We start from the raw sequence: 12,397 nt of genomic DNA, 5'->3' as shown, positions 1-12,397 counted from the left end.
AGGAAAAGAAAAAGAGGCTGAAAGCAGATTTTTCAACTTCAATTGCACCTTTTGTCGTTTGTCTTTCCTCTATTTGAAGGCCGTTTGAATGATTTAACGGAATTTTTTAGAGATTGACAGCCTTTCGGACCGGTAAAAAAGTACGATCCTTTAGCCGTGTGAGCGCAAATAGAAAAGCGCGGGCTCGAAGCTTGTCGAACCCGCGCTTGCCAATATCAATAGGTTGTAACGTAAAGCTGCCCCTCATCGCCGCGCCATTCCGCATAAAGCACCTCTTGATACTGTGTAATACCTTGACTTGATAATTGATTTTGCAGCCAAAGCTCGTCAAAGCCGGCTTCATGCAGATTGTTCTTTTCGAGCTCGCCGTCGAGGATTAACGGCACCGGGAGCTGAACCGGTTTGTAAGGGATGTTTAAGTCTTCTTTTGTCGGCATCCCGTATTTGTGTTTTGGCAGGACGCTGAGCGAACCGTCTGTTTCAAGGATGGCATATTGGATCTCGTTTAAGGAAAAACAGCCTTTTTCACGTGCCAATGTCTGCAGCTGGTTCAGGTCCAATTTATTTTTTTTGAGGGCGTTATAATCGATTTTTCCTTTATTGATCACAATACTTGGCCTGCCCTCGAGAAAACCTCTGATGTTTTGCACTTTTTGTGATAAAACTTCTATTGAATAGATTAGAATGGCCCAAACGAGGATGGCGAAAAGGACTTTCCAGATGGTGACATCCTGATCGAAAATCGCGTTTCCAACCATTTCCCCCAATATTAAAGCGGAAATAAAATCAAACGGCGTAATTTGGGCAAATTGGGTTTTCCCCAGAATTTTCGTCATCAGAAATAAAGCTGCAAACCCTATCGTCAGTTCGACTACCAAGTGTACATATTCCATCAAGGTTCCCTCCCGAATCTCTCTCTTCATTGTTAACAATCGGGATGTAGTTTAAACCAGAGGAATACTTTTCCTGAGAAAAAGGGCCATCTGCTGCGCCGCGCCTTCTGCCAATCCATTGGTATTCTTCAAAAAATAGCGGCGTCGTGCCAACCTCTTCTTCGATCATACGGCTGAGAAGTGCCGTTCCGCTCATGACTTCTCACGATCAGGCAATGAAACAGATAAAGCTGCACGAGCGCCTTTTTTCATCCGGCTGATTCCGGGCCTTAGTCCCAATCATCCAAAACAGGCGGGCCCGGTTAACTAAAGTCCCTCCATGCGGCAGGCTCTCTTTTTTGCCCCCTTCCTCCAACGATCGACTTTACATGATCCCTGTTTCTTCGGACATCTGATTGTTTCTGCCTGGCATGTTTCATAAGGCTTACAGATCCAAGAGTGGCAAGAAAAACACATAAAACAACTACAACTGAATATAAATCAAAATCGAGAAAGATTTTCACGAGACTATACGAAATGACAAGTGAAAAAACCGGTGAAACAACCCATACTTTCATTAACTTCAAAATAACGCTTTTACGAAAAATTGCCCTTCCCTTTTCAGAAAGGCCAATCCCGATGATGCTGCAAGTCGTAATCTGGGTTTGCGGCACGGGAATGCCAAATAGCGAAGCGCCGATGACTAGGGACGCACCGAGTCCGGAAACACATGACCCTTGCAAAAGCGAAAACTCGGTGATTTTTTTCCCATTCGTCTCAATGACTCTGCTTCCAAGGCAAATGGCTCCGATAGCCACGAACAGTCCCCCAAGAAACGTTCCGCTGCTGACTGACAAGAGGCCTGCTCCAACGAGAGGTCCGACGGAATTCGCGACATTGTTCATTCCCGCCGAAAAGGCTTCTAAAAACCCGGTTAAAATCACTAGTGCGGTGAGCAGCCGCGCCCATTTTTGCTGTTTAAGCCACCGCAGCCTCTTCTCGGCTTTTTTCAGCAATTGTCCAATGAAAAAAGCGAGAAAAAAAGCGGCAATCGGAATGATCAGCCAATACATGACGATCACCAACAGCTTATCGGTAAATACCGCTTGAAATGCGACGCCGACCCCGACAATCGAGCCGACCGTCACCTCGCTGGTTGAAAGGGGAATCCCCGCGATGTTTGCAATAAACAGCAAAATCGCAGATGCTCCGAGGATAATCACGACAATATGCACATTGAGAATAGACGTGGGGATAATGCCTGAACCGATTGTTTTCACAACCTCTCCTCCGCCTATCATGGCGCCCAAAAATACACCGATTCCGCTGATCCACAAGGCCGCCTGCCTTTTCCGGACGGCACCTGCGCCATACGCTATTCCCATTGAAGCTGCTGCTCCGCTCGCTCCTATGTTCATGGCAAAAAACAAAGCGATAATGAATGCCAAAATGGTAATCGTCATCTTTTACCCAGCTCCTACCGGAATTGATGCAGCCCGCATTCTGTTTTTTCCTGACGGGCCCACCTTCCCGCTCTTAAATTGCCGCCGTCTGCCACGGGAGACGTACACACCTCACAGCCGATGCTCGGATAATCTTGATCATGAAGCTTGTGATACGTCAGCTGATTCAGCTTAATGTAAGTCCAGACATCTTCCCATGTCCAGTGAATAAGGGGGCAGATTTTAATCAGTTTAAAATTGTCGTCCTTGTTGATATAACGGACATGTTTCCGTGTTTCCGACTGCTCCCGCCTCAGCCCGGTCATCCATGCCTCCATACCTGACAGATGCTCTCTGAGCGGCTCGATCTTGCGAAGGCGGCAGCAATGGTCCGGATGGCGTTTCCAAAGTTCGCTGCCATAGCGTTTTTCCTGTTCTTCAAGCGAGAGGCCGGGTTTTAAAAAGCGAATCGACAGACCGGGATAGCGATCTTTCACTTCATTGATAAGTTCATATGTTTCCGGAAAATGCAGTCCTGTATCTAAAAACACGATGTCCGCTTCTTTCACAACTTTTGAAATCAAGTCGATCAAAACGATTCCTTCCGCGCCGAAACTGCAGGCATAAACAATTTTTTGATACGTGCTGTACGCCCATTTCAAAACGTCCATCTCGCCGCTGAAGGTATCCATCACCTCTTCAGAAGCTTTTTCATTCCATGTGTGATACGTTAAAACATCGTTCATCGATTTTCCCCCAATACGTCCTAAAGGTTAGTTTTCTTACCCCCTGATACGAAACATGAACTGAAAGAACATATAGGCAGATTATTCACTTTTTAAACTAAATGTGATCTGGAAATTGTTATGATTTCAGCAATTTTGTGAATATCTGAAAGACCCGGCGCGCCAAATTGAAATAAACCGATTCCTATCAGTCAATCATTACATCTGTCTTGCGGCATTAAAATAAAAACTGGCGGTGAGAGATCCGGATTTGATATACTGATATATTTTCTAAGATTAAGTAAGGGCTTCGCGTATCTGTCGCGGGCCTTCTTTTTACGTCAGTTTTCATTGTGAAGAACTAGTGAGGAACCATATGAAAGGACGGCGAATATACTTACTTTGACTTCACAAAATGGATAGATACCTAGTTGAGAAGCAAGTCAGGAGATGAGAGGCTAACATGCTGCCTAATGGGAGGTGGACGAAGATCACTCCTTGCCGAACGGCAACACATGAATGGGAGAAACGAAAAACGGGAAAAGGTGAATTCTTATTGTGACAGCTGAATAATGGCCGACAGACATTTACCTAAAAGTATGAAAGATACAGCAGATTGTGAGGGGTAATCAATGATTTCATCTGAACTGATACTGCCCGACAGGCAGCTTAAACCAAGATTAAAAGGGATCACCATCCTGATTGATAACGGGGTTCCCTTGAACTTTTTTAAAGATACGATTCACGGAGCGGCAGATTATATAGATTTTGTGAAATTTGGATGGGGAACATCTTTAATTACGAAATATTTGGTTGAGAAAATCGATTGTCTGAAGCAAAATGACGTTCAATTCTTTTTTGGCGGAACGTTGTTTGAGAAGTTTTTAAGCCAGGATAAAATTGAAGATTACTATCGCTACTGCAAATTATATGGATGTCGTTATGTGGAAATATCAAACGGAACGGTCCGTCTCTCTAATAAAGATAAAGCAAGCTTTATTTCCGATTTTTCGAAAGAGTTTCACGTGTTCAGCGAAGTCGGCAGCAAAGACAGCGCCCTCAGCAGTGAGCTGGAGTCAGCCGAATGGATCGATTACATCCTCGAAGATCTTGAAGCCGGAGCCGAGAAAGTGATCACGGAAACGAGGGAAAGCGGCACGAGCGGGCTGTGCAAAAGCGATGGAGAAATGCGGTCCCAGCTTATTGAGGAGATCCTTCATTCCGGCATCGCTTCAAGGGATTTAATTTTTGAAGCGCCGACGAAACAGCTGCAGACGTGTTTCATTGAAAAAATCGGTCCTGACGCCAATTTGGCGAATATACCGTTTCAGGATGCCATTCCGCTTGAAACGCTGAGACTGGGACTTCGATCAGATACATTTTATTTATATGATTAGGGTCGTTTGAAAAGCGGCCTATTTTTTATTGCGGAAACTGGCGATAGGCATCAATAACGGACGGAAGCGAATCTGATAAATCGCATCGATGATCCTCGTAGAAATCCACTGGCAGATTAGTGCTTGGATAACGATTCCCCAGGCGATGACAGACGCCGTCAAAAGGAAGATGAATGCGTTCATCATAAACAGTGCAGTTCCCGGTTTTCCGCCGCGGTAAATCGATATCATTAAAGCCAGGGCGCCAAAACCGCCGTTAGAAATATTGTATTTATATAGCAGTCCAACCCCCGTCCCCAAAAGGACGGATCCGTAAAATAAATCCAGCCAGATATTGTTCGTCGTCATGAGGGGCATGCAGGATTCGAAGATCTGCACCGAAACGGACGTCATGGTAATCGCCCCCATCGTCCCGAAGACCGTTACGGGTTCAAGCCATTTAACGGCCGTTAAAAGCAGCGAAAAGTTGACAGCCCAGACGGTTAATCCGTGCGGAACCTGAAACCAAAAATTGAGCAAAACAGCGATGCCGGCTGCGCCCCCTGAAGGAATATGGTTCGGAAACAAAAACAGCGCCATGCCGAGACCCTGTAACACGCTGCCCAGCACGATAGCATGTACGATTTTGAGCTTTCTTCCCATACGGATATAATCCCCTTTAAAGAAACTTGTCCTCTTCCTACTATATGTAAGGGGAAATGAAAAATATCACATTTTTTCGAGTTGGCGCTTTCACATGTAAGACGAGCCGTCCCATCCATACGCTTCTACGAGCTCTGTATCGATTTCGATTTTGTCCGGGACTTGAATGTATCCGTCTTTTATGCTGACGGGCACGAGTTTTGTGAACGGATTCTCCATCGCATCCCATTCGAGCGGTTCGATATCTTCTCCGTCCATTTTGCTCCAAGGCGGCAGACAGGCTTGTCCGAAAACGGCGTACATTCTTGAAAGTCCGCCGTCATAGCTGTGGGGAGAAACCCTTTTTCCGAAATGCCTGGCGAGCTTCAGAACGGTTTGAAAATCGTCTGTGCCGTCACAGTGCATAACATCGGGTTGAGCAATATCGACTGCGTTCTCCAGAAAAATCGGCAAAAACGGTTTTGCGCCTTTTACATTTTCTCCTCCGGCAACCGGAACAGAAAGCGCTGAACGCAGCATCCGGTATTCAGCGGGAACGTCAAACGGCATGGGCTCTTCAAACCAAAGCACGTTGCCCCAGGCGGAAAACCACGTTTCCCACTTCCGTGCGGCGGCCTGGTCATAACTCTGGTTGGCATCGAGTATCAGTCCGGTGTTTTGGCCTGTCATCTCCTGGAACGCCTGAATATGCGCCAAGTCTTCGGAAAACAACTTGCCTCCCGCTTTCAGCTTGACGGTTTTAAATCCGGACCGCACGGCCTTTTCGACAAGCCGGAGGGAATGGCGGCTCCAATCGGGCCTGTCTGAATATGATTGAAATGAGGCATAGACCGGGATCTGCTCCCTCAGTTTTCCTCCCCATAATTCACATACCGAAAGGCCTGCTTTTTTCGCCGTAATGTCCGTTAAAGCCATGCTAACGGCAGCTGCGGCCCGCTGATGCCACTTTTTGATGACGGTGACAAGCTCTGTGCGATTGCCCGCTTCTTTTCCAATTAAGTAAGGAATGATCCGTTTTTTAAAGCCCGCATCCAAAGCAGGCAGCCAATCCGCACATTCTCCCCATCCCGACAGGCCTGAAGCTGTCGTGATCCGAATCAGGTAGCACGTTCTGTAGCTTTTCAATCCGTTCGCATCGCCGTAAGGGGAGGAAAGCCTGTGGAACAGCGGAAATGTGTCAACCTTTTCAATGCGCATATTTTTTCTCTTCCCTCCTATCTTGCGTCAGCAGGCTGCAGCCCCTTCTCCCCTTTTTTGGTGTCTTCCTTTTTGACATGAATCATCGTCAGCACCAACACACCGACGACTAATGTCAGGCCCGCAATCGACATAAACATGCCGAGTTTCGACCATTCCATCAGCCTCCCGAAAATCGGCGGACCGATCGCGACTCCTAAAAATCTGACCGATCCGTACAGCGATGTCACAAAGCCGCGCCTCTCTTTTCCGACAGCCCCGGTTATGAAGCTGTTGACACACGGCAGAACAAAGCCTGTACCGATGCTGCTGATGACAAGGATCGAAATAAAAGGAATGAGCGCGGAGAAAAAAGACAGTGTGCCGTAGGAAACCGTAATCAGAGCGAGCCCGATAACCATCATTTTTTTCATCAGCTGCTGATTTTGTCCGATTTTGCTGCCCGTAATATATGATGTTGTACACATGACAAGCAGAGGGATCGCCAAGATCAGACCTTTCTTTACGCCGTCTGTATGAAATTCTTTTTCCAAAACATCAGATAAGTAAAAGAGGATGCCAAACAGAGTAAACAAACAGACGGCCCCTGCGAGATATGCGGTGAAAAGCCATCTGCCCTCATGTTTAAAAACGCTTGTCAGCCCTTTCACATATTTTCCGAGAGGCGGCGGATCTTTTTTCTTGTCTTTTTCTTTGATAAAAATCCAAGTCAAAATGATCGGTGCAATACAGAAAGCAGGAAATGCAAAAAACACCCAAAACCAAGCGATCAATGCTATCAATGATCCTAAAATCGGAGACAGCACTTTTCCGAAGCCGTTCGAGGCTTCAACGAGACCGAGCACCCGGCTTTCTTCAGATCCTTTAAAAAGGTCTCCTGTCAGCGCCATTGCGATCGGCGCTGTACCGGCTGCTCCAAGCCCCTGCAGTCCTCTCCCGAAAAGCACCCACGGGAAAGCGTTCGCAAAGGTCGTCGATGCAAATCCTGCAAGAATCCCGCCGGCCCCGTAAAGGAACAGGCACGGAATAATCACCACTTTCCTTGAGAAGCGGTCCGCCAAGTAACCCAGCAGCGGAATAAAGAGCGCTGCAGTAATCGAAAACACGGTAATGACAAGGCTGACTTGAAATTGCGATAAATTGAGTTCAGATTTCATCTTCGGCAAAATCGGAATCAGCATCGAATTTCCCAACGTCATAATCAATGGGATCGACCCGATCGCGACAACCGTCATGCCAGAGGTTTGTTTTTCTGTCATAAATTTGTACATCCTTCCTTATTCAAAATGAACTGTAAAAGTTAAGTAATCCGTTTGATCCGTCATCAACTGAACTTCGTTTCCGGCCGTTTTTCAGGTTCGCGCCGGCCGAGCCGTTCCGTATATAAATCGATATCCACCGCATACCTCGGCCTTCTTTTCACTTCGGTGAAAATCGTTCCGATATATTCGCCGATAATGCCGATCCCCATCAATTGCAAACCGCCCAAAAACCATATCGAAATGATCAACGAAGCCCAGCCAGCATTCGTGTAGCCGAGCAGCTTTTGAATCATTGCATATATACCCGCGATGCAGCTTAGGAAAAATAAGAAGAAGCCAATCAGGGTAAAAAAACGGATCGGAGCGACACTGAATGACGTAATCCCGTGAAAAGCGAAAGACAGCATTTTTTTCAGCGGATATTTCGTTTCTCCAGCCAGCCGCTCTTTTCTGTCATAGAACACTTTGGCCGACCGAAGGCCGATCAAAGGCACCAGACCGCGCAGAAAAACATTTGCTTCTGCATAACGGCTGAGCTCTTCAAGCGCCCGTTTATTCAAAAGCCGAAAGTCGGCATGGTTATCGACCAGCTGGATGCCGAGCTTATTCATGATCCGGTAGAACCATGCGGCTGTCGTTCGTTTAAACCATGTATCCGTTTTCCGGCTGCGGCGTACGCCGTAGACGATTTCATAGCCTTCATGATATTTTTCGATAAACCGGCGAATCGCCGAAATGTCATCCTGAAGGTCGGCATCGATTGAAATAACGCAATCCGATTTTTGCTTCGCTTTATCTAGTCCGGCTAAGAGAGCTTTTTGATGTCCCGAATTACGGGCCAGCTTCAAGCCTGTCACATAGCGGTTTTTTGTGCTTTCCATAGCAATCAGCGGCCATGTGCGGTCCGTCGATCCGTCATCGACAAATAAAAGCTTGCTCTCTGCAGAGATCAGCTTGTCTGCTGTGAGATCATCCAATACCGCAGTCAGCTGTTTTGCGGTTTCGGCAAACACGTCCTCTTCGTTATAGCAGGGTATGACGATTGTCAGCAAAGGCTGTTGAAGATTCAATTTGCTTCCTCCTTATCGATGCTTATTTCGCTTCATATACATAGATGTTCCAAGCGGACTGCGGGTGGCTGAACCGCTTTAAAAACGCCAGCTTGTTTTGTTCTGCATTCATAATCGGAACCGAAGAAAAAATATATCGCCCCCCCATTTTTTTGAACGCTTCAGTGTTCAATTCGAGGTTCGTGATTTTTTTCTTCGTGCTCTTTTTGAACGCGTAATGTTTTCCGAGCTCGTCAACAAACAAGTAGCAGCGGCTCCCCCACTCATCGAAATAGCGTTTCAAGACCGGATTTTTCTCAAGCTCTTTGGCGATGATTTTCCGGAATTGATACTTGTACTTCAGCGGATAAATATTGGCATACGTATCAAGTGTGTAAAAACCGTTATACTGCGCAATCGCGGGATGCAGGCCGATGCTCGCCACCCGGTAGGAATCGGGAGACCGGCCGATGAACCGTTTGATCTGTTTGAACTGATCTGATGCATAAAATTCCCGAAAGGTCGGGGCATGGTGGTATGCGCCGTAAGTCAGCTCTTCATGAAACGGTATAAGCACGAGCAGCTGGGCGACCAGCGCGGCATGGACGAAGCGCCGCCATCTCTTCCCCATTTTCCACAATATGTAGCATGCAACTGCAAAGCTTGCGTATATCACAAGAGGGCGCAAAAAGTGAAAACGCGCGAAATTGAATGCCGAAAGCAGACTGATCTTTTCCTTGGGAAGCGCCCACAGCTTGTTGAACCAGAGGGCATACCATAAAGAAAGCGCATAATTTAAAATGAATAAAAAGATGAACAGCTTTTCTTCTCTTGGCCGCTTTTTTCGTTGTCTCGCAACGACGAGCCCAAAAGTGAGCACAATCAAAGGCAGGATCACCGCCGTATGGACGGTCATGACATGATTGTGGCCGAGCACGAAATTTTTAAATGACAGCCGAAACGAATGAAGGATGTCGTGCCTGGATGAAATAAATTCAACCCGATGCATCGTTTCGCCTGAAGCGAAAACCGAATAAACAAGCCGGTATTCTATCGCCAGAAAAATGCCCGTCATGAGAGCGATGCTTCCGAGAAAGCGAAGGTTAAAGCTGCGCTTTAAAACCAAATCATAAAGCCAAATCAGTGAAACGGCTGCTAGGAAAAAGAAGAAACCGAGCACAAAGCTTGAGTAAAGCGGCAAAAGCGCAAGGGTCGCCCATTCTTTCCATGAGTCTCTTCCTGCCCTGATGTTTAAAAAAGCCCATAAAGCTAAAGGATGGCCAAGCGTGCTGAGCATTCCCGAAGGCCAAAAGGGTGTCAGGGCAAAAGCAAGCGATACCGCGATTCTGATGAAATACGCTTTTTCATCGCGAATCAAATGGCTTTTCAGCAGCAGGTACATCCCGACAAAGGCAAACACCCTCGTGATCGTTTGGCTTATAGCGTATGCGGTCATTGAGGGAAACAAGGCATGAAGCCAGACAATGCCGCTCCATTCCGTTCCGTAAGCATCCCGCGGCAGTCCGTTGATGATTTGCGGAATAACGGCTTTAACACCGCCGAGCAGTTGACCGCTTTCCGCCAGCACCTTATACCATGCAATGTTGGAATCCAGGTTGTCATGCACGCGGATATGAGCGTCTTCATTTAATATGTAAAGCGGAAGGACATAGAGAAGAATGACACTGAATGCGAAAATTAAATATCGCTTTTCCTTGCTGGTCTTTTTGACGAATAACGACACGAATACCACATCCAATTTTGTTCTCTTTTGGAAATATAGAGCTTTTATCATATCGCTGTTATTATTCGTGGAAGCGTTTTGAAAAATTCATCAAAATGAAAAAAGCTGTCTGTTTCACCAGACAGCTTCGCTTTACCCATTACCAAGGGTACGGGTAGTAAGGGTAGTATGGATAAAAAGGAAAGAACGGATAGAAGAATGGATACGGATAAAACGGCGGTCTCGGTCTAGGGCGCGGTCTTGGCCGCGGATAGGGGTAGCCGCCGTAGCCGCCATAAGTAAAAGGCTGCTGTCTATCCGCATCCGTCCAGTCATCTTGATATTGATAAGTTTCTTCCACTGTTATAGCCTCCTTTATTGCGTTGCATACTTTAGGTTATGTTATATACCATTAAATGGAGTACGTACACAATTTTTTTATCATTGCCTTTGTATAAATTCGAACAAATAACGATATGGCAAGTCGAATCAGCAGGTGAATATTGTGAAGCAAACAAAAAAACAGCCTGCCCTGTCAACCTAAAGAAGGTCGCAGGACAGGCTTTATTTATATGATGTGAAAACCCCTTTGTTTTATGGCAGTACAGAACTTCCCATTAAATATTTGTCAACCTCACGGGCGACTTCGCGTCCCTCGTGAATCGCCCAAACGATCAGGCTCTGTCCTCTTCTCGCATCCCCTGCTGCGAAGACTCCATCGACATTCGTTTTAAATTCCCCGTATGCTGCGTCAACTTTATTTCTCACCGTATTTACCCCGAATTGTTCAAGCAGCGGCTGTTCCGTTCCTTCAAAGCCGATAGCGATAAAGACATATTGAGCAGGCCATACTTTTTCCGTGCCCGGAATTTCGTGAAACTCAAATTTTCCTTGATCATTCTTTACTTTTTTCATTTGAATCGTATGCAGTTCTTTCAAATGGCCGTTTTTGTCTGCGACAAGCTTTTTCGTTTGGATCGAATATTGTCTCGGATCGCTGCCGAATGCTGCCTGCGCCTCTTCATAAGCATAGTCCAGTGAATGGACATGCGGCTGTTCAGGCCACATATTTTCGGCGGTTCTTGTATCGGGCAGCTTCGGATGTTTGCCGAACTGGACGACGCTTCGCGCTTTTTGGCGCAAGGCCGTTGCAACGCAGTCTGCTCCGGTATCTCCCCCGCCGATGACGATGACATCTTTATTTTTCGTATTGATAAACTGTTTATCTTTAAAATTCGAATCGAGCATGCTTTTTATAGTGCCTGTTAAATAGTCCATGGCAAAGTGGACACCTTTTGCTTCCCGGCCTTCAATCAAGAGATCGCGCTGTTTTTGGGCTCCTGTGCAAAGGATAACCGCATCGTACTGTTCTTTTAGCTCGTCGGCTGTAATATCTTTGCCGATTTCCGTATTGGTGACAAAGTCGATGCCTTCCTGCGTCAATAGTTTGATGCGGCGTTCGACAACGCTTTTTTCAAGCTTCATGCTTGGAATGCCGTACATTAACAGGCCGCCCGGGCGGTCGCTGCGCTCGTAAACAGTGACCGAATGCCCCGCTTGATTCAATTGATCGGCGCTTGCCAGACCGGCAGGCCCTGAGCCCACGATCGCGATTTTTTTGCCGCTCCGTTTTTTCGGAATCCGCGGCTGAATCCATCCGTTTTCAAATCCTTTGTCAATAATCGTCCGTTCGATCCCTTTGATGGATACGGCCGGGTCGGAAATCGCCACCGTACAAGAGCCCTCGCAAGGGGCCGGACAGACCCGCCCCGTGAATTCAGGGAAGTTGTTTGTCTTCAGAAGGCGGTCAAGCGCTTCTTTCCACCTTCCCTTGTAAACGAGGTCGTTCCATTCAGGGATTAAATTGTGTATCGGACATCCTGACGTATAACCGCCTATATCCATGCCGATTTGGCAAAAGGGGGTGCCGCAGTCCATGCAGCGCGCTCCCTGTCTTTTTGATGCTTCCTCAGAAAATGGAGACGAATATTCGTTCCAGTCATTTATCCGTGTGAGAGGATCGCGTTCAGCAGGCTTTTCCCGCTTGAATTCCATAAATCCTGTTGCTTTGCCCATTTTCCCCTCCCC

General features: G+C 46.8%; 11 protein-coding genes. 1 reads left to right on the top strand and 10 read right to left on the bottom strand.

All coding sequences use genetic code 11. From position 1 onward, the window contains the following. Window positions 1-215: 215 nt before the first annotated feature. From M1E06_RS10915 to M1E06_RS10905, 3 genes are all read right to left on the bottom strand, one after another. Window positions 216-893, bottom strand: a complete 678-nt coding sequence (locus M1E06_RS10915) for a DUF421 domain-containing protein (RefSeq protein WP_020451710.1) — start codon at window positions 891-893, stop codon at window positions 216-218. A 302-nt stretch (window positions 894-1,195) separates the two neighbouring features. Next, window positions 1,196-2,335, bottom strand: coding sequence for an inorganic phosphate transporter (locus M1E06_RS10910; RefSeq protein WP_216904503.1), 1,140 nt, complete (start codon window positions 2,333-2,335; stop codon window positions 1,196-1,198). Window positions 2,336-2,349: 14 nt separating this feature from the next. Further along, window positions 2,350-3,060: a phosphoadenylyl-sulfate reductase gene (locus M1E06_RS10905; protein WP_020451712.1), complete on the bottom strand. Its 711-nt coding sequence runs from the start codon at window positions 3,058-3,060 to the stop codon at window positions 2,350-2,352. Between the two features lie 611 nt (window positions 3,061-3,671). Here M1E06_RS10905 and M1E06_RS10900 point away from each other — a divergent pair. Then, window positions 3,672-4,436: a phosphosulfolactate synthase gene (locus tag M1E06_RS10900; protein ID WP_020451713.1), complete on the top strand. Its 765-nt coding sequence runs from the start codon at window positions 3,672-3,674 to the stop codon at window positions 4,434-4,436. A gap of 18 nt (window positions 4,437-4,454) precedes the next feature. On the opposite strand, the gene M1E06_RS10895 is transcribed toward M1E06_RS10900, so the two are convergent. The 7 genes from M1E06_RS10895 to gltD all read right to left on the bottom strand — a co-directional run bounded on the left by M1E06_RS10895 (window position 4,455) and on the right by gltD (window position 12,385). Beyond that, the gene (locus M1E06_RS10895) at window positions 4,455-5,078 is read right to left on the bottom strand and encodes a YitT family protein (RefSeq protein WP_020451714.1); all 624 of its coding nucleotides are present in this window, start codon (window positions 5,076-5,078) and stop codon (window positions 4,455-4,457) included. 90 nt (window positions 5,079-5,168) lie between these two features. After that, entirely contained in the window at window positions 5,169-6,275 is a 1,107-nt protein-coding gene (locus M1E06_RS10890) for a mandelate racemase/muconate lactonizing enzyme family protein (RefSeq protein WP_023855743.1), read from the bottom strand. A 17-nt stretch (window positions 6,276-6,292) separates the two neighbouring features. Then, complete coding sequence (locus tag M1E06_RS10885; RefSeq protein ID WP_020451716.1) at window positions 6,293-7,534, bottom strand: MFS transporter; 1,242 nt, start codon at window positions 7,532-7,534, stop codon at window positions 6,293-6,295. 65 nt (window positions 7,535-7,599) lie between these two features. Then, window positions 7,600-8,607 carry a glycosyltransferase family 2 protein gene (locus M1E06_RS10880; protein WP_026579598.1) on the bottom strand — a complete coding sequence of 336 codons (1,008 nt, stop codon included), beginning with the start codon at window positions 8,605-8,607 and terminating at the stop codon, window positions 7,600-7,602. 22 nt (window positions 8,608-8,629) lie between these two features. After that, the gene (locus tag M1E06_RS10875; RefSeq protein ID WP_230459177.1) at window positions 8,630-10,330 is read right to left on the bottom strand and encodes a DUF6044 family protein; all 1,701 of its coding nucleotides are present in this window, start codon (window positions 10,328-10,330) and stop codon (window positions 8,630-8,632) included. Between the two features lie 139 nt (window positions 10,331-10,469). Then, window positions 10,470-10,670 carry a hypothetical protein gene (locus M1E06_RS10870; RefSeq protein ID WP_020451719.1) on the bottom strand — a complete coding sequence of 67 codons (201 nt, stop codon included), beginning with the start codon at window positions 10,668-10,670 and terminating at the stop codon, window positions 10,470-10,472. A gap of 233 nt (window positions 10,671-10,903) precedes the next feature. After that, window positions 10,904-12,385: a glutamate synthase small subunit gene (gene gltD / locus M1E06_RS10865; RefSeq protein ID WP_020451720.1), complete on the bottom strand. Its 1,482-nt coding sequence runs from the start codon at window positions 12,383-12,385 to the stop codon at window positions 10,904-10,906. Window positions 12,386-12,397 lie beyond the last annotated feature (12 nt).

The sequence above is a fragment of the Bacillus sp. AK124 genome (assembly GCF_053903085.1).
The sequence above is the reverse complement of the archived record's forward strand: the minus strand, read 5'-3'. Positions and strand labels throughout refer to the sequence as shown.

Excerpts from the sequence above, each read along its gene's own strand:
- M1E06_RS10915 (WP_020451710.1), bottom strand. The coding sequence starts at position 893 with ATGGAATATGTACACTTGGTAGTCGAACTGACGATAGGGTTTGCAGCT.
- M1E06_RS10910 (WP_216904503.1), bottom strand. The coding sequence starts at position 2,335 with ATGACGATTACCATTTTGGCATTCATTATCGCTTTGTTTTTTGCCATG.
- M1E06_RS10905 (WP_020451712.1), bottom strand. The coding sequence starts at position 3,060 with ATGAACGATGTTTTAACGTATCACACATGGAATGAAAAAGCTTCTGAA.
- M1E06_RS10900 (WP_020451713.1), top strand. The coding sequence starts at position 3,672 with ATGATTTCATCTGAACTGATACTGCCCGACAGGCAGCTTAAACCAAGA.
- M1E06_RS10895 (WP_020451714.1), bottom strand. The coding sequence starts at position 5,078 with ATGGGAAGAAAGCTCAAAATCGTACATGCTATCGTGCTGGGCAGCGTG.
- M1E06_RS10890 (WP_023855743.1), bottom strand. The coding sequence starts at position 6,275 with ATGCGCATTGAAAAGGTTGACACATTTCCGCTGTTCCACAGGCTTTCC.
- M1E06_RS10885 (WP_020451716.1), bottom strand. The coding sequence starts at position 7,534 with ATGACAGAAAAACAAACCTCTGGCATGACGGTTGTCGCGATCGGGTCG.
- gltD (WP_020451720.1), bottom strand. The coding sequence starts at position 12,385 with ATGGGCAAAGCAACAGGATTTATGGAATTCAAGCGGGAAAAGCCTGCT.